This window comes from Mycobacterium sp., from assembly GCF_035274705.1.
In the GTDB taxonomy this organism is placed as follows: Bacteria; Actinomycetota; Actinomycetes; order Mycobacteriales; family Mycobacteriaceae; genus Mycobacterium.
Window position 1 is genome coordinate 33755 of record NZ_DATENY010000016.1, and the last position, 20609, is coordinate 54363.

At 66.7% G+C, this 20609-nt stretch carries 19 protein-coding genes; 11 read left to right on the top strand and 8 right to left on the bottom strand.

Going from position 1 to position 20609, the window contains the following annotated elements; translation table 11 throughout:
- Positions 1-18 precede the first annotated feature (18 nt).
- Positions 19-747, bottom strand: coding sequence for an amino acid ABC transporter ATP-binding protein (locus VJV41_RS04005; RefSeq protein WP_325331410.1), 729 nt, complete (start codon positions 745-747; stop codon positions 19-21).
- 157 nt (positions 748-904) lie between these two features.
- On the opposite strand from VJV41_RS04005, the gene VJV41_RS04010 reads away from it, so the two are divergent.
- On the top strand, positions 905-2521 hold the full coding sequence (locus VJV41_RS04010) for a MiaB/RimO family radical SAM methylthiotransferase (protein ID WP_325331412.1): 1617 nt from the start codon (positions 905-907) through the stop codon (positions 2519-2521).
- The gene (locus tag VJV41_RS04015) at positions 2509-3120 is read left to right on the top strand and encodes a hypothetical protein (protein WP_325331332.1); all 612 of its coding nucleotides are present in this window, start codon (positions 2509-2511) and stop codon (positions 3118-3120) included. Before VJV41_RS04010 ends, VJV41_RS04015 begins: the two co-directional genes overlap by 13 nt.
- Here VJV41_RS04015 and VJV41_RS04020 read toward each other — a convergent pair.
- Positions 3117-4436, bottom strand: coding sequence for a DUF349 domain-containing protein (locus VJV41_RS04020; protein ID WP_325331334.1), 1320 nt, complete (start codon positions 4434-4436; stop codon positions 3117-3119). The genes VJV41_RS04015 and VJV41_RS04020 overlap by 4 nt on opposite strands.
- A gap of 158 nt (positions 4437-4594) precedes the next feature.
- On the opposite strand from VJV41_RS04020, the gene VJV41_RS04025 reads away from it, so the two are divergent.
- From VJV41_RS04025 to hflX, 5 genes are read left to right on the top strand one after another with little or no spacing between them, the layout of a single operon-like run.
- Positions 4595-5473, top strand: a complete 879-nt coding sequence (locus tag VJV41_RS04025) for a DMT family transporter (protein ID WP_325331336.1) — start codon at positions 4595-4597, stop codon at positions 5471-5473.
- A 17-nt stretch (positions 5474-5490) separates the two neighbouring features.
- Positions 5491-6177 (top strand): hypothetical protein, encoded by a 687-nt coding sequence (locus tag VJV41_RS04030; protein ID WP_325331338.1) that lies wholly within the window; start codon positions 5491-5493, stop codon positions 6175-6177.
- On the top strand, positions 6174-7082 hold the full coding sequence (gene miaA / locus VJV41_RS04035; RefSeq protein WP_325331340.1) for a tRNA (adenosine(37)-N6)-dimethylallyltransferase MiaA: 909 nt from the start codon (positions 6174-6176) through the stop codon (positions 7080-7082). Before VJV41_RS04030 ends, miaA begins: the two co-directional genes overlap by 4 nt.
- A 4-nt stretch (positions 7083-7086) precedes the next feature.
- The gene (gene dapF / locus VJV41_RS04040; protein WP_325331342.1) at positions 7087-7959 is read left to right on the top strand and encodes a diaminopimelate epimerase; all 873 of its coding nucleotides are present in this window, start codon (positions 7087-7089) and stop codon (positions 7957-7959) included.
- Positions 7960-8004: 45 nt separating this feature from the next.
- Positions 8005-9420, top strand: a complete 1416-nt coding sequence (gene hflX / locus VJV41_RS04045) for a GTPase HflX (protein ID WP_325331344.1) — start codon at positions 8005-8007, stop codon at positions 9418-9420.
- Between the two features lie 69 nt (positions 9421-9489).
- On the opposite strand, the gene VJV41_RS04050 is transcribed toward hflX, so the two are convergent.
- Together VJV41_RS04050 and VJV41_RS04055 are read right to left on the bottom strand one after the other, a co-directional pair.
- Positions 9490-9993, bottom strand: coding sequence for a hypothetical protein (locus tag VJV41_RS04050; protein ID WP_325331346.1), 504 nt, complete (start codon positions 9991-9993; stop codon positions 9490-9492).
- Positions 9990-12275, bottom strand: coding sequence for a molybdopterin guanine dinucleotide-containing S/N-oxide reductase (locus VJV41_RS04055; RefSeq protein WP_325331348.1), 2286 nt, complete (start codon positions 12273-12275; stop codon positions 9990-9992). Before VJV41_RS04055 ends, VJV41_RS04050 begins: the two co-directional genes overlap by 4 nt.
- Positions 12276-12398: 123 nt before the next feature.
- On the opposite strand from VJV41_RS04055, the gene VJV41_RS04060 reads away from it, so the two are divergent.
- Positions 12399-13559, top strand: coding sequence for an acyl-CoA dehydrogenase family protein (locus VJV41_RS04060; protein WP_325331350.1), 1161 nt, complete (start codon positions 12399-12401; stop codon positions 13557-13559).
- A 124-nt stretch (positions 13560-13683) separates the two neighbouring features.
- Positions 13684-15630 (top strand): hypothetical protein, encoded by a 1947-nt coding sequence (locus VJV41_RS04065; protein WP_325331352.1) that lies wholly within the window; start codon positions 13684-13686, stop codon positions 15628-15630.
- Between the two features lie 3 nt (positions 15631-15633).
- Here the strand turns inward: VJV41_RS04065 and lexA are convergent, their stop codons facing one another.
- Entirely contained in the window at positions 15634-16338 is a 705-nt protein-coding gene (lexA, locus tag VJV41_RS04070; protein ID WP_325331354.1) for a transcriptional repressor LexA, read from the bottom strand.
- Positions 16339-16547: 209 nt separating this feature from the next.
- Here lexA and VJV41_RS04075 point away from each other — a divergent pair, with 209 nt between their 5' ends.
- Positions 16548-16997, top strand: coding sequence for a LysM peptidoglycan-binding domain-containing protein (locus VJV41_RS04075; RefSeq protein ID WP_325331356.1), 450 nt, complete (start codon positions 16548-16550; stop codon positions 16995-16997).
- Between the two features lie 163 nt (positions 16998-17160).
- Positions 17161-17625, top strand: coding sequence for a transcriptional regulator NrdR (gene nrdR, locus VJV41_RS04080; RefSeq protein ID WP_325331414.1), 465 nt, complete (start codon positions 17161-17163; stop codon positions 17623-17625).
- 11 nt (positions 17626-17636) lie between these two features.
- On the opposite strand, the gene VJV41_RS04085 is transcribed toward nrdR, so the two are convergent.
- From VJV41_RS04085 to VJV41_RS04095, 3 genes are read right to left on the bottom strand one after another with little or no spacing between them, the layout of a single operon-like run.
- Entirely contained in the window at positions 17637-18320 is a 684-nt protein-coding gene (locus VJV41_RS04085; RefSeq protein WP_325331358.1) for a PhzF family phenazine biosynthesis protein, read from the bottom strand.
- Between the two features lie 34 nt (positions 18321-18354).
- Positions 18355-19377, bottom strand: a complete 1023-nt coding sequence (locus tag VJV41_RS04090; protein WP_325331360.1) for an alpha/beta hydrolase — start codon at positions 19375-19377, stop codon at positions 18355-18357.
- A 60-nt stretch (positions 19378-19437) separates the two neighbouring features.
- Positions 19438-20409 (bottom strand): PAC2 family protein, encoded by a 972-nt coding sequence (locus VJV41_RS04095; protein ID WP_325331362.1) that lies wholly within the window; start codon positions 20407-20409, stop codon positions 19438-19440.
- Positions 20410-20609 lie beyond the last annotated feature (200 nt).

A 20609-nucleotide genomic window follows, 5' to 3' on the forward strand; every position in this document is an offset into this window, starting at 1 on the left:
TCGCCGGGCTTCAGGTTTTCAATGCTTGAGAATCTTGCTGAGAAAGTCTTTGGCGCGATCGGTTTTCGGGTTGCCGAAGAATTCAGCCGGTTCGGCGGACTCGATGACTGCCCCGCCGTCCATGAACACGACGCGGTTCGCGGCGCCGCGGGCGAAACCCATCTCGTGGGTGACAACCACCATCGTCATCCCCTCCTTGGCCAACGACGTCATCACGTTGAGGACTTCGTTGATCATCTCGGGATCCAGCGCGCTGGTGGGCTCGTCGAACAGCATGACCTTCGGGTTCATCGCCAGTGACCGCGCGATCGCCACCCGTTGCTGCTGGCCTCCGGACAGTTGCGCCGGATACTTGTCCGCCTGGTTGGCGATGCCAACCCGCTCCAGTAGTGCCATCGCTTTTTCGCGGGCCTCGGCCTTCGACTTCTTGCGCACCTTCATCGGCGCAAGCGTGACGTTTTGCAGAATCGTCTTGTGCGCGAACAGATTGAACGACTGGAACACCATGCCGACATCGGACCGCAGCTGCGCCAACTTCTTTCCTTCGGCGGGCAGCACCTCACCGTCGATCGCGATCGTTCCCGAGTCGATGGGTTCGAGACGATTGATGGTGCGGCACAACGTCGACTTACCCGACCCAGACGGCCCCAGCACGACGATCACCTCTCCGCGATCGACCTCCAGGTTGATGTCCTTGAGCACGTGCAGGGCACCGAAGTGCTTGTTGACCGCCTTCATCGAGACCATCGGGACGCCTGTAAGAGTCGAACCGGCATCCCTTACGTCCGCCCCGCCGCGCTCCATGTGTGCAGACCTTACCCAGGGAACGCCCAGCTTGCCTGGAACTCGAGAATCCACTCAAGTCGCCGCGTCGGGACCTCCGTACCATGGTGCCGTGACTTCAATGGTGACGCCGCAAGCGAACGGAGCCAGTCGCGCCGTCACCTCTTCGCGCGAGCGCTCATCGGACGTTCGCCAGGTACGTCGCACCTATCAGGTCCGCACCTACGGCTGCCAGATGAATGTGCATGACTCCGAACGGCTGGCCGGGTTGCTGGAGGCCGCCGGATACGAACGCGCGCCCGAGGGTTCCGATGCCGACGTCGTCGTCTTCAACACCTGCGCGGTGCGGGAGAACGCCGACAACAAGCTGTACGGCAATCTGAGCCACCTCGCGCCTCGCAAGCAGTCCGATCCCGACATGCAGATCGCCGTCGGTGGCTGCCTGGCGCAGAAAGACCGCGACGCTGTGCTGAAGAAGGCGCCGTGGGTCGACGTCGTTTTCGGCACACACAACATCGGTTCGCTGCCCACACTGCTCGACCGTGCCCGACACAACCGGGCCGCTCAAGTCGAAATCGTCGAGGCACTGCAGGAATTCCCGTCCGCGCTGCCCGCGGCGCGTGAATCCGCTTATGCCGCATGGGTTTCAATCTCCGTCGGCTGCAACAACACGTGCACCTTCTGCATCGTGCCCGCGCTGCGCGGCAAGGAAGTCGACCGCAGGCCCGGCGATGTTCTGGCTGAAGTGCAGTCGCTCGTCGACCAGGGTGTCCTGGAGGTCACCTTGCTGGGCCAGAACGTCAACGCCTACGGGGTGTCGTTCGCCACGGACGAGCGCTTGCGCGTGGGGGCACCTCCCGCGCGCAGCGCAGGGGGAGACCCGACGACATGGGCGGGCCAGCCGCGCGACCGCGGCGCGTTCGCGAAGCTGCTGCGCGCATGCGGGCGCATCGACGGCCTCGAGCGGGTGCGGTTCACCTCGCCGCATCCGGCCGAGTTCACCGACGACGTGATCGAGGCGATGGCTGAAACGCCGAATGTCTGCCCGACACTGCACATGCCGCTGCAATCGGGCTCCGACCGCATCCTTCGCGCGATGCGCCGGTCATACCGCGCCGAGAAGTACCTCGGCATCATCGACCGGGTGCGCGCAGCCATTCCGCACGCCGCGATCACCACCGACCTCATCGTCGGATTCCCCGGCGAGACCGAGGATGACTTCGCGGCCACGCTCGACGTGGTGGCGCAGGCGCGGTTCGCCAGTGCGTTCACGTTCCAGTACTCCAAACGGCCGGGTACACCGGCCGCCGAGTTGGCCGATCAGATCCCGAAAACCGTTGTGGCCGAACGCTATCAGCGGCTCATCGATCTCCAGGAGAAGATCTCGCTGGAGGAGAATGCCGCGCAGATCGGGCGGACGGTGGAACTTCTGGTCGCCACCGGCGAGGGCCGCAAGGACGCCACCACCGCGCGCATGTCCGGACGTGCCCGCGATGGCCGGCTGGTGCACTTCAATCCCGCGGGGCGTGACATCCGGCCCGGCGACGTGGTCACCACCACGGTCACCAGCGCGGCGCCTCACCACCTGATCGCCGACGCCGAACTGCACACTCATCGGCACACCACAGCGGGCGACGCGCACGCAACGGGCCGGAAACCGCGCACCGGAGTCGGTCTGGGCATGCCGGGTATCGGCATACCCGCCGAACAGCCGACGGCTACCGGATGTGCCAGGTGAGCGCCGGGAACAACGGCAACGGAGACTTCGAAGAGTTCAAGGGCGACATCGAGGCCGCCGAACGCCGCATCGCAGGGGAAATCGACCCAGGCGCACGGGCTTTGGTGATCGCCGTGTGCGTGTTCGTGCTGTTGCTGACGTTCATCCTGCCGCACACCGGCGGCGCTCGCGGATGGGATGTGCTGGTCGGTGACGACACGGCGCTGCGCAACGGGATCGCGTTGCCGTCGCGCGTGTTCACGTGGCTCGTCCTCGTGTTCGGCGTCGGGTTCTCGATGCTCGCACTGCTGACGCGGCGCTGGGCGCTGGCATGGGTCGCACTGGCCGGCTCGACGGTGGCGTCCTTCGTTGGATTGCTGGCGGTCTGGTCGCGCCAAACCGCGCCCGAACACCTCCCCGGACCTGGAATCGGTCTGATCGTCGCCTGGCTCGCCGTGATCGCGCTGACCATCAACTGGGCGCGCGCGGTATGGGCGCGCACCGCGCTGCAGCTCGCAGCCGAAGAGGAGCGTCGCCGGGTGGCCGGCGAACGTCAGAAGAAGGGCCTTCTGGACAGCATCGACGACGACAACGACGACCAGGGGCCGGAAAAGCCTTAGCGCCTGCCCAGCGCGTCGGCCGCGGCCTCGGCCCACTGACGCCACTGTGCAGCGTTGGCCCGTGCCTCCTCGGCGTCCTTGCTTCGACCGGCGGCTTCTGCCTTTTCGGCCTGCCGCTCGAATTGTTCTGCACGAGCGCGGAATTGGTCGGCCCGCGCCTGAGCCTCAGGATCGACGCCACCGGAGGGCGCGTCGCGGACCTTCTTCTCGACCGCGCGCAGCCGCCGCTCCAACTCGGCCCCGCGCTCCCGCGGAATCTTGCCGATCGCATCCCAGCGCTCGCCGATAGCGCGCAGCGCGGCCCGGGCCGCGTCCAGGTCGGAGGTATCGAGCTTTTCGGCCTCGGCGAGTAGAGCTTCCTTCGCCTCGGCGTTGGCGCGGAACTCGGCGTCACGTTCAGCGCTGGCCGCATTGCGGGCACCGAAGAACTTGTCCTGCGCCGACTTGAAGCGGTGCCACAAGGTGTCGTCGACGTCCTTGGCGGCGCGACCGGCCGCTTTCCACTGCGTCAGCAGGTCACGGAACGCCGCGCCGGTGGCGCCCCAGTCGGTGGAGTCGGCCAGCTCCTCGGCGCGTTCGCACAGCGCCTCCTTGGTTTGCCGGGCACCGGCGCGCTCACGGTCCAGCTCCGCGAAATGTGAACCGCGGCGCCTATTGAAGGTTTCGCGGGCAGCCGAATACCGCTTCCACAGCGCGTCGTCGGTCTTGCGGTCGAGCCCGCCGATGGTCCGCCATTCCTCGAGGATTTCGCGCAGCCGATCGCCCGCGACCTTCCACTGCGTCGCATTGGAGGCCAGCTCCTCGGCCTCGGCCGCCAGAGCCTCCTTGCGCGTGGTCTGGGCGGCGCGATACTCCTCACGCTTCGCCCTCTCCGCCTGCGCAGCTTCGTCGGCGTGTTCGGCGATCGCTGCCAGTCGCGCCGCCAGTGCGTCGACATCACCCAATACGTGCGCCTCCGGCAGGGTCTCCGCCAATGCCGCGGCCGCCGACTTGATCTTGCGGGCATCGCCGGTGCCCGACTCCAGGCGTGTCTCCATCAGGGCGATCTCGGTGTGCAGGTCGTCGAAGCGCCTGCCGAAGTGCTCGAATGCGGCTTCGGTGTCGCCGGCCTGCCATGTGCCGATGACGCGCTCGCCGGAACCGGTGATGAGCCACACCGTGCCGTCGGGATCGACGCGGCCGAACCGATGCGGGTCGCTGGCGGGCGGCCCTGCAATGGTCGGCGTGCGCGGACCGGGGTGGGGGACGGGGCGCGGCGGGCCGGGCCGGGGAGCGGGTTTGGGGGTGGGCACTCCACCCGGTTCGCTGGTTGTCATATCCGTTCCTCGTAACCCTCCGCGCGGGAATCCGCGCACCTGCCGCGCGACGCGGCGCCTGATAGCTCGACCGCTATTCAAACAGGTTGCGGCGCCTTGCGCCCACGCCTTGGGCGATGCATTGCCTAGGCTTTTGCCAACAGCGAGGGGAGTTGCCGATGGACAAGGCGGATATCGCCGCCCTGCTCGCCCTCGGCGCCGCCTTCTTCATCGCGATCGGCGACGTCATCCACCAGCGGTCCGCCCATGAGGTCACCGACGAACCGGTCAGTCATGTCGCACTGTTCATGCGGTTACTGCGCGACGGTCAGTGGTGGCTGGGCAGCCTGGTGTCGGCCGTCGGATTCGCGCTGCAGGCGGCAGCGCTGGGCTTTGGTTCGGTGCTGTTGGTGCAGGCGCTGCTCGTCACGTCGTTGCTGTTCGCGCTACCGATCAACGCGCGGATGACGCATCGCCGGGTGACCCGATGGGAATGGACGTGGGCCGCGCTGCTGGCCGTTTCGGTCTCCGTCATCGTCACCGTCGGCAATCCGACCGCCGGACACAGCCGGGCGTCCTTGGAGACGTGGACGACGGTGATCGCCGTGCTCGGGCCCGCCCTGGTGCTGTGCATCGTCGGCGCGCGGATCTGGTCCGGACCTACCAGCGCCGTGCTGCTGGCGGTGGTGTCGGGCTCGCTGTGGGGTCTGTTCGCGGTGCTGACGAAAGGCGTCGTGGACCGGCTCGACTTCAGTAGTTGGGCTGGGATCTGGGAGCTGCTGCGGACGCCCGAGCTCTACGCATGGGCGCTGGTGGCGATCGCCGGCACGGCGTGGCAGCAGTCGTCGTTCCGTGCGGGATCGCTGACCGCGTCGTTGCCGACGATGACCGTGACCGAGCCAGTGGTCGGATCCATGCTGGGCATCGTCGTGCTCGGTGAGACATTGCGGCCCGGCGACGCCGGCTGGCTCACCCTGATCGTCGCGGTGGTGGTGATGGTCGTGGCGACAGCCGCGCTGGCCCTCGGCGAGGCGGCGACCGCCAAGCAGCTGGTGTAAGCCGTTAGTTTGGTGGCGTGCTGAGCGCCATCGCGATCGTCCCGTCGGCACCGGTCATGGTGCCCGAGCTGGCGTCCGGCGCGGCCGCCGAGCTGGCCGAGCTTCGCGACGCGGTACTCACAGCCGCAGCGTCGCTGCCCGACCGGTGGATCGCGATCGGCGTCGGGCAGAACGACGTGGTCGTCGGTCACGAGCGCGTCGGAACTTTCGGCGGCTACGGCGTCGATGTGCGGATCACCCTGTCACCCGAACCCGCCGAAGAGCCGGCCCAGATGCCGCTCTGCGCGTTGATCGCCGGCTGGATCCGCGGGCAGGCGAAACCGGAAGCACGCGCAGAGGTGCGGGTGTATGCCACCGACCACGACGTCGACGCCGCGGTGGCCCGCGGCCGGCGGTTGCGCGCCGAGATCGACGAGGCTGGTAACCCGGTCGGCGTGCTGGTGGTGGCCGACGGCGCCAACACCCTGACCCCATCGGCGCCCGGCGGCTACGATCCGGACTCCATCGCGATGCAGGCCGCACTCGACGACGTGCTTGCCGCCGGTGATGCCGCCGCACTGACACGCCTGCCGCACACGATCGTCGGACGGGTCGCCTATCAAGTGCTGGCCGGGCTCGCCGAACCGGGCCCGCGGGCGGCCAAGGAGCTCTACCGCGGCGCGCCATACGGCGTCGGCTATTTCGCCGGCGTATGGCAGCCATGACGCGGCCGATCGCGATCATCGGCCCGACCGGCACCGGAAAATCCGCGCTGGCACTATCGGTGGCCGAACAGGTCGGTGGCGAAATCGTGAACGCCGACGCCATGCAGCTCTACCGCGGCATGGATATCGGCACCGCCAAACTGCCGGTGGCCGAACGCCGCGGAATCCCGCATCACCAGCTTGACGTGCTCGAGGTCACCGAGACCGCGACCGTCGCGCATTACCACGACGCCGCGGCCGCGGATATCGAGGCCATCGCCGGGCGCGGGGCGGTGCCGATCGTGGTCGGCGGGTCGATGCTCTACATCCAGTCGCTGCTCGACGAATGGTCGTTCCCCGCGACCGACCCGCAGGTGCGGGCGAAATACGAGCAGCGCCTCGCCGAGGTTGGCGTCGGCGCGTTGCACCGCGAACTGGCTCGCGTCGACGCCGAGGCAGCGTCGTCGATCCTGCCCACTGACGGCAGGCGCATCGTGCGTGCGCTGGAGGTGGTCGAGCTGACCGGTCAGCCCTTCGCGGCTTCGGCACCGCAGATCGGCGAACCCCGGTGGGGTACTGCAATCATCGGATTGGATTGGGACACTTCGGTTCTCGACGAGCGTCTGGCGCAACGCACCGACAAGATGTTCGCCGACGGCCTTGTCGAGGAAGTGCAGACACTGTTGGGCTGCGGCCTGCGTGACGGCGTGACCGCGTCGCGGGCACTGGGCTACGCGCAGGTGATCGCGGACCTCGACAGCGGTGGGGACGGCACGGCCGCTCGTGAACCGACGTTCATCGGTACTCGCCGCTACGTGCGCAGGCAGCGGTCGTGGTTTCGTCGCGACCACCGCATCACCTGGCTCGACGGCGCGGCGTCCGACAACGTCGAGACCACACTGCGGGTGTGGCGACACGTATTCTGAGCAGGTGATGTTCGCCAAGGGGCACGGCACCCAGAACGATTTCGTGCTGCTGCCCGACCCGGAAGCCAGGCTCACGCTGACGCCTGCCGCGGTGGCGGCCTTGTGCGACCGGCGCCGGGGTCTGGGTGCCGACGGTGTGCTTCGCGTGACGACCGCGGCGACCGCGCTGACGGCGGGCGTGCTCGACCATCTGCCCGAGGGTGTGCAGCCCGGCGACTGGTACATGGATTACCGGAACGCCGACGGCTCGATCGCGCAGATGTGCGGCAACGGCGTTCGGGTGTTCGCCCACTATCTGCGGGCAAGCGGACTGGAAAGCCGCGACGAGTTCGTGGTCGGCTCGCTGGCCGGGCCGCGGCCCGTCGTGCTGCATGAGTGGGACACCACCACGGCCGACGTCACAGTCGAGATGGGCAAGACCAATCAGATCGGCGCTGGCGAGGCGATCGTCGGCGGACGCCCGTTTGCGGGCCTGGCGATCGACGTGGGAAACCCGCATCTGGCATGCGTGGACCCCGACCTCACCCTCGACGAATTGGCCACGCTCGACGTCGCGGCGCCGGTGGCGTTCGACCCCACGCAGTTTCCCGAAGGGGTGAACGTCGAAGTGCTGACGGCGCCGGTGGATGGCGCCGTGTCGATGCGGGTACACGAGCGGGGTGTCGGTGAAACCCGATCCTGCGGCACAGGAACAGTCGCTGCTGCGGCAGCGGCGCTGGCGTTCACCGGCACGACGACGGGGACGCTGCGCGTGCGCATCCCCGGCGGGGAAGTCACCGTCACCGTCACCGACGCGACCAGTTATCTGCGTGGGCCGTCAGTTCTGGTGGCGCACGGCGAGCTATCCGAGGAATGGTGGCGTGCTGCGCAACGTTAATTCGGGTGCACGAGCCGCTGTAGCCGTGCAAATCTGTAATCGCTTATGACTCATCCCGATTTTCCCGTCAACGACGTACCCAGCGCGGGCGAGCTCGCCCTCGAAGACCGCACGGCACTTCGCCGCGTGGCCGGTTTGTCGACCGAACTCGCCGACGTTTCGGAGGTCGAGTACCGCCAGCTGCGACTGGAGCGCGTGGTGCTGGTCGGCGTATGGACCGAAGGCAGCGCCCGCGACGCGGAGGCCAGCATGGCCGAACTCGCTGCGCTCGCCGAAACGGCAGGCTCCGAAGTGCTCGAGGGGTTGATTCAGCGCCGCGACAAGCCGGACACGTCGACGTACATCGGCTCGGGTAAAGCTCAGGAGCTGCGGGAGATCGTGTTGGCGACCGGCGCCGATACCGTGATCTGCGACGGCGAACTGAGCCCCGCCCAGCTCACCGCGCTAGAAAAGGCGGTCAAGGTCAAGGTCGTCGACCGCACCGCGCTGATCCTCGACATCTTTGCCCAGCACGCCACCAGCAGGGAAGGCAAGGCGCAGGTCGCGCTGGCGCAGATGGAGTACATGCTGCCAAGGCTGCGCGGTTGGGGCGAATCGATGTCGCGGCAGGCCGGCGGACGAGCGGGCGGTAGCGGTGGCGGTGTGGGTCTTCGCGGCCCGGGTGAGACGAAGATCGAGACCGACCGGCGTCGTATCCGCGAACGAATGTCCAAGCTGCGCCGCGAGATCAAGGACATGAAGAAGGTCCGCGACACCCAGCGCAGCCGCAGGCTGGCCAGCGACGTGCCGTCGATCGCGATCGTCGGATACACCAACGCCGGTAAGTCCAGTCTGCTCAACGCGCTGACGGGTGCCGGTGTCCTCGTGGAGAACGCGTTGTTCGCGACCCTCGAACCCACCACGCGCCGTGGAGAATTCGCCGATGGCAGACCGTTCGTACTCACCGACACGGTCGGGTTTGTGCGGCATTTGCCGACGCAGCTGGTGGAGGCGTTCCGCTCCACGCTCGAAGAGGTAGTCGACGCCGACCTGCTCGTGCATGTGGTCGACGGATCCGACGTCAACCCGCTGGCCCAGATCAACGCAGTGCGTCAGGTGGTCAACGAGGTCATTGCCGAACATGATGGTCGGCATCCGCCAGAACTGTTGGTCGTCAACAAGATCGACGCCGCGGGTGCGCTGGCGCTGGCTCAGCTGCGCCGGGCGCTGCCGGACGCGGTGTTCGTCTCGGCGCGCACCGGCGATGGTCTGGATCGCTTGCAGCAGCGAATGGCCGAATTGATCACCCCGACCGACACGATGGTCGACGTGACGATTCCGTACGACCGCGGGGATCTGGTCAACCGCGTGCACGCCGACGGGCGGGTCGATGCGACCGAGCACACCGCTGACGGCACGAGGATCAAGGCGCGGGTGCCGGTTCCATTGGCGGCGAGCCTGCGCGAATTCGCCACCTTCTGATCAGCGCGAGCAGACGTAAAGGCCCCCGACACGCTGCAATTCTGGGGACCTTCGCGTCTGCTCGCGCCGTCAGGTGACGTCGTAGACCTTCTCCGCCGGTACAGCCATCACCTTTTGGGCTAGTTGCGCTTTCAGCTCGTCGAGCCGTCGCTCCTGGGGGTCTGTGCGGTTCGGTGCGCGGGCAAGGTCGAGAAACTCGTCGGTGACGAACCCGTCGCGCAGCGCCAGGGTCGCGGTGCGGTCGCCGATGCCGACCACGAACACGAAGTCCTCTCGTCGCCGGCCCAGATCGGGTCGGACCAGCGAGCGGTCGACGATGTAACGGCCGTCGGCGACGGCGCGCGTCACCGCCTCGAAGCCGTCACGTGCTCCCGGTCCGCGAAACGCGGTGTGCACATTGATCGACCGGCGCTGCGGCGCCACGTCGGGGGAGAGAACAGCGAAGGCGCGTTGCATGACCTTGAACGCCATGGCAACACCAGCGGGCGAGTGGCCGCCGTGGTAGCGCATCATGTCGTCGAACGTGAACGTGAGTGTCTGCCCGCGCTCTTCGACCGTCAGCGACTCGGTCACGATTCGACGATCACCGGCGGTTCGTGCGCCCGCACCGGCGGCAGCGGTCCGGTGAACTTCTCCACCTGGACAAGGACGTGCGCACCGGTGCTGCCATGCGCGAGCGACGACGTGCCGACATCGTCGGTCAGCACGTTCGGGTTGCCATGTACGCACATCGCATCCGGATCGGCGGGGTCGACCGGGTCGAACCAGGCACCTGTCGCCAGCTGAACCACATCGGGACGCAGACGATCGTCGATCACCACACCTGCCAGGCATGCGCCGCGGTCGTTGAACACGCGAACCACGTCGCCGTCGACTAGACCGCGGGCTGCGGCGTCGATGGGATGCATCCGGATCGGCTCGCGCCCTTGCACTTTCGAGGCCTGGCTGACGGCTCCGCCGTCGAGTTGGCCGTGGAGCCGCGACGAGGGCTGGTTGGCCAGCAGGTGCAGCGGATAGCGCTGCGCACGCTGGCCCCGCAGCCATTCCGACGGCTCGTACCATTTCGGGTGGCCGGCGCAGTCGTCGTACCCGAAGCTGTCGATGTCTTCGGAGAAGATCTCGATGCGTCCGCTCGGCGTGGTCAGCCGATGCGTGTGTGGATCGGCCCGGAAGTCTGCCAGCAGCGTCAGCCCGTTCTCGGTCGGCAGCCGAAGCTCGCCACGCCGCCAGAATTCCTCGAACGTAGGCACCGCGAAATCCAGTCCCGCTGACCACTTTTCGTACAGGTGCGCCAGCCACTGCCGCGCGGTGCGGCCCTCGGTGAACTGCTCGCCGAAGCCGAGCACCTCAGCCAGCGCCGCGAACGTCGTGTAGTCGTCACGGGATTGCGCGTACGGCTCGGTCAGCTTGGGCATGGCCATCAACATCGGGTCGTTGCGTGAGCCGGAGTAGTCGTCACGTTCGAACGCGGTGGTGGACGGCACCACGATGTCGGCGTGTTTGGCCATGGCAGTCCAGTACGGGTCATGCACGACGATGGTGTCGACGCGGCTCAGCGCCCGACGCAAGCGCGGAATGTTCTGGTGGTGGTGAAACGGATTGCCGCCCGCCCAGTAGACCAACTTGATGTCGGGATACGTCAGCCGTCGCCCGTTGTAGTCGAATTCCTCACCCGGGTGCAGCAGCATGTCACTGACTGCCGCGACGGGGATGAACGTCTGAACCGGATTGGGGCCCTGCGGGAGCTTCGGCAACCGGAACCGCAGCGGAGCCAGCCCCGGCTCGTTCATCGAGCCGTAGCCGTGTCCGAAACCGCCTCCGGGAAGGCCGATCTGGCCCAGCATGGCGGCCAGGGTAAGCCCCATCCACGGCGCCTGTTCGCCGTGCCGGATGCGCTGCAGCGACCAGCTGACCGTGACGATCGTGCGGTTGGCCGCCATCCGCCGTGCCAATGCAGTGAGGTCTTCGGCTGCCAGCCCGCAGATCTTCGCCGCCCATTGCGGCGACTTGGGCACACCGTCCTCGGTGCCGAGCAGATAGCGCTCGAAGCGGTCATAACCGGTGCAGTAGGTGCTCAAGAACTGACGATCGGCCAGCCATTCTCGTGCCAACACGTATGCGAGCGCCAGCATGATCGCCACGTCGGTGCCCGGTACCGGCGCGTGCCACTCGCAGTCGCCCTCGACGTCGTCACGCAGCGGTGAGAACGAGACGATGCGGCCGCCGCGCTCACGGAATCGCCGCAGCGCGTCACGCGCCGGATGTGCCGTCGTACCGCCGTGATTGATGGCGGTGTTCTTCAGCGCGAGCCCGCCGAAGCACACCAAAAGATCGGTGTGCTCGACGATGACGTCCCACTCGGTGGACCGTTTGAACAGATCGTCGTGGGCACCGACGACTCGCGGCATGATCACTCCGGTGGCGCCAAGGCTGTAGGAATGCCGCGAAAAGGTATAGCCGCCAACGAGTTTGAGAAATCTGTGCACCTGGCTCTGCGCGTGGTGAAACCGGCCCGCGCTGGCCCAGCCGTATGAGCCGCCGTAGATGGCTTCGTTTCCGTGGGTATCGACGACCCGCCGCAGCTCGGTGGCCAGCAGTTCGGTGAGCTCGTCCCACGAGACGGCCACGAATTCGTCGGCGCCGCGTCGTGTGGTCGGGCCTGGCCCGTCGTCCAGCCAGCCCCGCCGGATGGCCGGGGTGGCGATGCGCGAGCGGTGCCGAATGGAACCGGGCAGGTTGCCCAGTAGCGGCGATGGATCGGTGTCGCCGTCGAACGGTGTGACAGACGCGATGTCACCGGCTTCGATCCCCGCGGCGAAGGCGCCCCAATGCGTGAGGCTTGTGGGGGCGGCCATGAGGCCAGAGTCTATTGGCGACCGGCGGCACCGCGCCGCCTACGACACGACTCCCGACCAACCATCCGGTTGGATGGGGTAAGTTCGCGGTAACAGCCCGTACCAGTCACCGGAGGTCAGCCCATGGGCGGCGTCGTCCACTACGAGCGCACAATGTACGAGCCCGAGCACGATCTGTTCCGCGAGTCCTATCGCGCGTTCCTGGACCGGCACGTCGCGCCGAACCACGACCAGTGGGAAGCCGACAAGCTCGTCGACCGCGGTGTGTGGCTCGAGGCGGGTAAGCAGGGCTTTCTCGGGATGGCCGTGCCCGAGGAATATGGCGGCGGCGGCAATCCCGATTTCCGATACAACGTGATCATCACCGAGGAAACGACCGCGGGCCGATACAGCGGCATCGGATTCGGGCTGCACAACGACGTCGTCGCCCCCTATCTGCTGCGGCTGGCCAACGAGGAGCAGAAGCAGCGGTGGTTGCCGCAGTTCTGCACCGGCGAAATCATCACGGCGATCGCAATGACCGAGCCGGGCACCGGAAGCGACCTGCAGGGCATCAAAACCCGCGCCGTCAAGGACGGCGACCATTACGTGCTCAACGGCGCGAAGACCTTCATCACCAACGGCATCAACGCCGACCTGGTGATCGTGGTGGCCTGCACCGACCCTGACAAGGGTGCGATGGGCTTCTCTCTGCTCGTCGTCGAGCGGGGCATGGAGGGCTTCGAGCGCGGTCGCAAACTCGACAAGATCGGCCTCGACGCGCAGGACACCGCCGAGTTGTCGTTCACCGATGTGAAGGTGCCTGCCGAGAACCTGCTCGGCGGGGAGGGCATGGGCTTTGTCTACCTGATGCAGAACCTGCCGCAGGAGCGCATCAGCATTGCGGTGATGGCCGCTACCGCGATGGAAGCCGTGCTCGAGGACACACTGCAATATGCCAAGGAGCGCAAGGCATTTGGACGTCCGATCGGCAGCCAGCAGAACAGCCGATTCCTGCTCGCCGAGCTGGCGACCGAGGCCACCGTCGTGCGGATCATGGTCGACGAGTTTCTCAAGCTGCACCTCGACGAGAAGCTGACCGCCGAGCAGGCCGCGATGGCCAAGTGGTATTCCACCGAAAAGCAGGTGCATCTGATCGATCGCTGTCTGCAATTGCACGGTGGCTATGGCTATATGCGTGAATATCCGGTTGCTCGGGCCTATCTCGATTCGCGCGTGCAGACCATTTACGGCGGCACGACTGAAATCATGAAAGAGATCATCGGGCGCAGTATGGGGGTCTAGACCCGGCCAGAGTATTTTCTGTCCAAGATCGGCGATGCTCCTTGGTATTCGACGTCTGCTGACGCAGAGTTGACGGGCGCGATACTTTTCAAGGAATTTTTTGTGCCGATTGCGGGGAGGATAAATGAGCGGGCGTAGCGGGGTGCTCGTGCGGGTGGCCATCGGCCTGCTCGCATTCGGAGCGGCCGTTCTGCTGGCGCCGGTCGCGGCGGCAACACCGGAGAGTGACGCCAACGACGCGATCAACGCCGCGTATGACGCCGGCGGCGGCCCCACCGGTGCACTCGGCCCCAAGGACGGTGACGTCTATCCCGTCGGCGAAGGCTTCGGCCAGAACTTCGCCGGGGGCAAGATCTTCTTCACCCCGGCCGCCGGCGCCCACGTCATGACCGGCGCGATCCTCGAGAAGTACTTGTCGCTGGGCGGGCCCGCCGACAGCGACCTCGGATTTCCGACCATCGACGAGGGCGCAGGACGCGCACCCGACAGCCGCAACACCACGTTCAGCGCGGCCGACAATCCCGTGATCTTCTGGACCCCCGGCACCGGCGCGCGGGTGGTTCGCGGGGCTATCAACGCCGCCTGGGACAAACTCGGAGGCTCGGCAGGACAGCTCGGGGTGCCGGCAGAGGACGAGATGTACCGCAGCGGCACCGTCACGCAGGCGTTCACCGGCGGCGAGCTGTCCTATGACACCAAGGCCAAGACGTTCACCACTGTTCCGCCCGAACTGGCCGGCCAGCTGGGCGAGCTGACCATCCCTGAAGACCCGACATCGGCCATCAACGCTGCGCGGCGCGCCGCTGGCGGGGCGCTGGGTCCGCTGGGCGCCGCCCAGGGCGCGCCGTATCCGGTCGGCAAGGACGGCCTCGGCCAGAACTTTGCCGGCGGCAAGATCTTCTACAGCCCTGCCACCGGCGCCAACGTCGTCACGGGTCAGGTGCTCGCCAAATACGAGAGCGTTGGAGGGCCGCAGGGCGACCTGGGCTTCCCGGCCTCCGATGAGGTCGACGGCGGCCTGCCGACCGAGAGCCGGATGACCAGCTTCGCCGCCAAGGACAAGCCGGTCATTTTCTGGACGCCCGACTACGGTGCGGTCATCGTGCGCGGCGCCATGAACGCTGCCTGGCAGAAGCTGGACGGAGCCAAGGGTCCGCTCGGCGCGCCGATGGCCGACCAGACCGAGAGCGGCAATGTCATCACACAGCGATTCAGCGGCGGGGTGATCAACTGGGACCGGTCGAAGAACACGTTCAGTACCGAGCCGGCCAATCTGGCGTCCAAGCTCGCCGGTCTGCAGGTGCCTGGACAGGACGTCCCCAAGGCGCCCAACAGTCCTGCGGCCTCAAATACCAAGGATCACAAGTGGTTTGAGCCCAACTGGTGGTGGTTGCTGGCCATCATCCCGATTCTTGTGTTGGTCGTACTCGTCGCCTTCGCGGTGACGCGCAACCGCGGCCGCCGCCGAGGCGAAGACCGGCCGGAGATCGACGATGCCGGTGCCGGCCTCGACGCGCCGCCCTCATATGACGCGGTTCCGGCAATGGCCGGGTACGAATCGTCCGACGGCGAGCAGGCCACCGCGCTGTTCGGTGACCGCTATGCGCAGGAGGGGCTGGGCTCGCTACCGCCGCCCTCATCGGTGAGTCACGACTATCCGCCGGCGTCTATGAGCATGTGGGGATCACCCGAGCACACCGATCACGCCGACGACGCAGTCACGACGCAGGAACCCGTTGTGGCACAGCCGCAGGAACCGGTTGCCGCGCGAGCGCAGGAGGATGATCCCGACAAGGTCGACACGACGCCGACCCGCGTCGAGCGCGACCCTCTCACCGATACAGGCCGCCATACCCGGATCGTCATCGAAGAACCGGCGCCCTCGGATATCGCGCTACGGCTGCCACTGGACGACCCCGAACAGGCACCGGAGGGCTACCCGATCAAGGCGGACACCAAATCCGGGCTTTACTGGGCCCCGGGGAGCGAGCTCTACGACGATGCGCGGGCTGAAGTCTGGTTCGCCAGTGAGGAATTCGCCATCACGAACGGCTTCGTCAGGGCGAATTGATCGCTAGATCTTGCGGATGACCGTGACGACCTTGCCGAGCACGGCAGCGTCGTTGCCGGGAATCGGGTCGAATGCGGGGTTGTGTGGCATCAGCCATACCTGACCACGCGTGCGCTTGAACGTCTTCACCGTGGCTTCGCCGTCGATCATCGCCGCGACGATGTCGCCGTTGTCGGCGACGTTCTGCTGACGCACGACGACCCAGTCGCCGTCGCAGATGGCCGCGTCGACCATCGAGTCGCCGACCACCTTGAGCAGAAACAGCGAGCCCTCGCCGACCAGCTCCCGCGGCAGCGGGAAGACGTCCTCCACGGCTTCTTCGGCCAGAATCGGTCCGCCTGCGGCGATTCGGCCGAGCACCGGCACGAACGTCGGTTCCGGTAGCGCGTCGGAACCGGCCACGTCGGTGGTGACGATCGGCGTCACGGAGTCCTCCGAGCCGCGGACGTCGACTGCCCTTGGCCGGTTCGGATCGCGCCGCAGATAGCCCTTGCGCTCGAGCGTGCGCAGCTGATGGGCCACCGACGACGTCGAGGTCAGGCCTACCGCGTCGCCGATCTCCCGGATGCTGGGCGGATACCCACGCGAGGTGACCGAGGAGCGGATGACCTCCAGAATGGTGCGCTGACGCTCGGTCAGTCCTTCGCTGGGGCTCCTGCGCCCAGTGCCGACCGTGCCGGCCCCGCTGTCGCTGCTGTCGTCGCTCATGGCGCCGAATCTAGTCCGCGCCGAGAAGATAATCAAACATGTGTTCGAGGCGTGTCGCGTTCCCGGTCTGCCCTGCAATCGGCCGCCGAAATTTGTCGGTGGGTCGCTCTATCGTTTGGCAACAGTTCGATCACACGTTCTATTAATCGAACATGTGATCGAGTATATTCGAACACAAGAGCGAGAGCAGCGGAGCGGAAGGCAGGCACATGACGATCCTCGACACCCGAGATTTCCAGGCGACTCCGGTGGTCAGGCCGGGATTCCGGCCGGCAGACACCCGCCGGCGGCCGAAGTCGCATCGTCCGGGCGGGGCGCCGATGAGGTACAGGGGCAGCGGCGTCCTGGTGTCGCGGGCCTCGCATCGCCGGCGGCCGATCACCCCGGCGACGACGGTGGTTTTGGCGCTCATCGCGGCGGCCATCACCGTGTGGCTCGGACTGATCGCGCAGTTCGGTGAGATGGCGTCCGGGACGGCCGCGGTACCGGACCGGTTGGCCGTGGTCCAGGTCCAGATGGGGGAGACGTTGCAGCAGGTCGCGCATCGTGTCGCCCCGGACGCACCGGTGGGTCAGGTCGTAGAGCGCATCCGCGAACTCAACCGGCTCGACTCCGTGGCGCTGGACGCCGGTCAAACCCTGATCGCGCCGATCGGCTGACGGCGGGCCGGTGAGCAGTGAAAGATGCTGCCGCACAACGGCTCTGGTGACTGCTTCGGTCGTATGCAGGCCAAACTCCGCGGTGCTGGGCTACTCGGGGGCCGCGCAGGTACGCTCAGAGACGTTCGAGGTAGTTGTCCGTCGGCGCGGCGAAGGAGCGGTGATGCACTGTCCGTTCTGTCGCCATCCCGACTCTCGGGTGGTCGATTCCCGCGAAACCGACGAGGGTCAAGCGATTCGGCGCCGACGGTCGTGTCCGGAGTGCGGTCGTCGCTTCACCACGGTCGAGACCGCGGTACTGGCCGTCGTCAAGCGCAGCGGCGTCACCGAGCCGTTCAGCCGAGAGAAGGTGATCCGGGGCGTGCGCCGGGCTTGCCAGGGCCGACAGGTCGACGACGACGCCCTGAACCTCCTTGCCCAGCAGGTGGAGGACGCCGTGCGGGTGACGGGCTCACCCGAGGTGGCCAGCCACGAAGTCGGTCTGGCCATTCTGGGGCCGCTGCGTGAGCTCGACGAGGTCGCGTACCTGCGCTTCGCGTCGGTGTACCGCTCGTTCGAATCGGCGGAGGACTTCGAACGCGAGATCGAAGCGCTGCGCGCGGCCCGCAACGTCGCGACGCAGGGCTGACCGCCCCGCCGTCAGATCTGTTTGATGCCGTCGCTGACTACGCGACCGGCGATGCGGACCCAACCCTCCGGGCTCCACTGGGTGTAGATCACCGAACCCTTGCCCTGCACGATCGTCAGGTCGCGGCTGAGGTAGTCGGTGATCCGCACGGCGGCGGCGCCGGTCGCCTCATCCTCGGGTACGCCCAGATTCGCCGCGAACATGCGCGCGCGTAGCTCACCCTGGTCGCGATCGGTCCATGTCCACAGGTAGTTCTGAACGTCGTCGGGGTAGTCGTCGGGATCCGCGGCGAACAGCTCATCGGTTGACGTCAATTCGTAGATCGCGAACTCCGGCGCCCACTCGGAGCGCGCGCTTACAGCCGTCACATCGTCCTCGTAGGCGACTTGGACGATGCCGGCCGGCACCTGCAGCGTGTGGATGGGTGTACCTCGATCGCGCAGCCACCATGAAGCGCCAACGGTCGGATGTCCGGCGAAGGACAGCTCGGTGGCTGGGGTGTAGATCCGCGCGTGTGCCGTGTTAGCTCCCGGCTGCGGCACATCGATGAATATCGTTTCGCTGTAACCCAATTGGGTGGCAATCCGCTGCCGATCGCCAGGCTCGACTGCACTGGCGTCGACGACGCCGAGGGGGTTTCCGAAGTTGCCGTCAGGATCGGTGAAAACGCGCAACACTGTCACGTCGATGGCCATGCGCCGATGCTACGTGGTGAGGCGAGACGCCTAGTCAGGTGGCGCTGCGCTCGTCGGCGCCCATCGCGTCAAGGACCGCGACGCGGGTGTCGACGGATCCGGTGATGGCGCCTTCACTGATGCCGGCGCGCAGCAGACTGCGAAGGTATTCCTGGTCGTATTTCGCGGGCTCCGTGGAATCGATGAACCGCTCGACGACTTCGACGAAGCGGTCCGGATCGTCATGGAACGGGAAATGCCCTGAGCCCTGGAAGATCTCCAACTGCGAACCCGGCATTGCGGCGTGTGCCATCCGGGCGTGGCTCACCGGAATCACCGAATCCCGGCTGCCCCAAATCAATTGAACCGGAACGGATTGCGTCAAATAACATCGGTCCAGCATGGTGACCACCTGGCCGCGCCAGTCCACCACCGCGCGCAAAGTGCGAACGAACGCCGACGACGCGGTGGGCTCCGGCAGATCGGCAAGGATGCGCAGCACGTCGGGAAGGTCGCGACCCAAGCCCGTCGACCCGAACAGCGCACCTGCGGCGCGGCCGGCCGCCTGCAGAGTCGGCAGCACGAGTGGCAGGCGCAGCAGCGCCAGCGCCTCGCTACCCATCGGCAGCGACGCGAACCGCAGCGCGATGTTGACGTCGTGGGTCACCCCGCCGGCGCCCACCAGGATCAGCCGGTCCACCAATTGCGGGAATTGGTAGGCGAACTGCATGGCCACTCCGCCGCCCAGCGAATGGCCGATCACAGTGACGTGGTCGACGTCGAGCACCGAGAGCAGATCGCGCATGCCGTTGGCGTAGGCCGCGACCGAGTAGTCCGCGCGCGGCTTGTCGGACTTGCCGTGGCCCAGCAGATCGGGGGCGATGACGGTGAACCGCTGCGCCAGCTTGGTCTGCACCGTGCTCCAGGTGGTGGAGTTGTCGCCGATGCCGTGGATCAACAGAATCGCTGGCCCGGAGCCGGCCACCCGGAATGCGCGCCGGTACCCGTGGAGGGTGCAGAACTGCAGCGTGGGGGTGAGTTCACGCACGGGGCGCAGGTTGGGTTTTCGCTCGCTCATTTCGCCCACTGGGCTGTCGCGGTCATAATTCGCCAACTTCGTTGTCGGGCCGGGTGAGGGCTACTTGTCGTCCTCTTTGAACTTGTCGCCGGCCTGTTGGGCGAGGAACCGTTCGAACTCGGCGCCGAGTTCGTCGCCACTGGGCAGGTCCTCGTCGCGTGCCAGCAGCGACCGGTTCTCCTGAGCGGCGACGAAGGCATCGTACTGTCGCTCCAACGCCTCCACCACTTGAGCGACCTCGGGGCTCGCCTCGACCTGCTCGTTGATCTTGTCGTGCACCTCCACACCAGCTTCTGTCAGCGCGGCCAGCGGAATCTGCAACGAGCCGCTCGTGGCGACCTGCGCCAGCAGTGCCTGCGCGGCGGCTGGATAGTCGGTTTGTGCCAGATAGTGCGGAACGTGCACGGTGAACCCGACGACCTCGTTGCCGTGCTGGGCCATCCGGAACTCGAGCAGGTTGGACACACTTCCGGGCACCTGCACTTCGCCCACCCACGGTGTGTGATCGGCGATCAGCTCCTTGTCGTTGGAGTGGGCGGTCATCGTGATCGGGCGCGTATGCGGCACCGCCATCGGGATGGTGCCCAGACCGATGACCCGCCGGACGCCGAGCCGCTCGGCCAGCAGCCGTACGGCTGTGATGAACCGCTCCCAGCGCAGGTCTGGCTCCATGCCGGCAAGGAGCAGAAACGGTGTTCCCACGCTGTCGTGCAGGGCGTAGAGGTTGAGCTCGGGCTCCTCATAGTGGGTGAAGTGGTCGGTTTTGAACGTCATCAGCGGGCGCCGCGACCGGTAGTCGAGCAGTTCGTCGATCGCGAACGACGCCACAAGCTCCGTGTCCAACGTGTTCTTGAGGTGCTCGGCGGCCAGCCGAATCGCGTGCCCGGCGTCGGAGAAGCCCTCCAGGGCGTGGATCATCACCGGTCCGCGCCCGTCGTCGGACGACAGTTGCGGGGCCGGGAACTCCAGCTCATACATCCCGGTCTGTTCGGGCTGGTAGTGCTGTTGTGGGCCATCTGCGTTGTCAGACATTTCGCCTTGCCTCCTCGCCTCGATGCCGCGACCAGCCGGCCGCGTCACCGAGACCACTAGTGTCGCGCATTTTGCGGAGGATGCTATTGCGGCCCCGCCTACCTGTGCCAACGCGACACTCAACACGCCGCATTCCACGTCTGATGCCCGTTTTCGGCAGTACTGAACGCACCGGTGCAATGTTTGCCAAATGCCGCGGC

Coding starts and splice junctions, on each gene's coding strand:
- VJV41_RS04005 (WP_325331410.1), bottom strand. CDS start 747: ATGGTCTCGATGAAGGCGGTCAACAAGCACTTCGGTGCCCTGCACGTG.
- VJV41_RS04010 (WP_325331412.1), top strand. CDS start 905: ATGGTGACGCCGCAAGCGAACGGAGCCAGTCGCGCCGTCACCTCTTCG.
- VJV41_RS04015 (WP_325331332.1), top strand. CDS start 2,509: ATGTGCCAGGTGAGCGCCGGGAACAACGGCAACGGAGACTTCGAAGAG.
- VJV41_RS04020 (WP_325331334.1), bottom strand. CDS start 4,436: ATGACAACCAGCGAACCGGGTGGAGTGCCCACCCCCAAACCCGCTCCC.
- VJV41_RS04025 (WP_325331336.1), top strand. CDS start 4,595: ATGGACAAGGCGGATATCGCCGCCCTGCTCGCCCTCGGCGCCGCCTTC.
- miaA (WP_325331340.1), top strand. CDS start 6,174: ATGACGCGGCCGATCGCGATCATCGGCCCGACCGGCACCGGAAAATCC.
- hflX (WP_325331344.1), top strand. CDS start 8,005: ATGACTCATCCCGATTTTCCCGTCAACGACGTACCCAGCGCGGGCGAG.
- VJV41_RS04055 (WP_325331348.1), bottom strand. CDS start 12,275: ATGGCCGCCCCCACAAGCCTCACGCATTGGGGCGCCTTCGCCGCGGGG.
- VJV41_RS04060 (WP_325331350.1), top strand. CDS start 12,399: ATGGGCGGCGTCGTCCACTACGAGCGCACAATGTACGAGCCCGAGCAC.
- VJV41_RS04065 (WP_325331352.1), top strand. CDS start 13,684: ATGAGCGGGCGTAGCGGGGTGCTCGTGCGGGTGGCCATCGGCCTGCTC.
- lexA (WP_325331354.1), bottom strand. CDS start 16,338: ATGAGCGACGACAGCAGCGACAGCGGGGCCGGCACGGTCGGCACTGGG.
- VJV41_RS04075 (WP_325331356.1), top strand. CDS start 16,548: ATGACGATCCTCGACACCCGAGATTTCCAGGCGACTCCGGTGGTCAGG.
- nrdR (WP_325331414.1), top strand. CDS start 17,161: ATGCACTGTCCGTTCTGTCGCCATCCCGACTCTCGGGTGGTCGATTCC.
- VJV41_RS04085 (WP_325331358.1), bottom strand. CDS start 18,320: ATGGCCATCGACGTGACAGTGTTGCGCGTTTTCACCGATCCTGACGGC.
- VJV41_RS04090 (WP_325331360.1), bottom strand. CDS start 19,377: ATGAGCGAGCGAAAACCCAACCTGCGCCCCGTGCGTGAACTCACCCCC.
- VJV41_RS04095 (WP_325331362.1), bottom strand. CDS start 20,409: ATGTCTGACAACGCAGATGGCCCACAACAGCACTACCAGCCCGAACAG.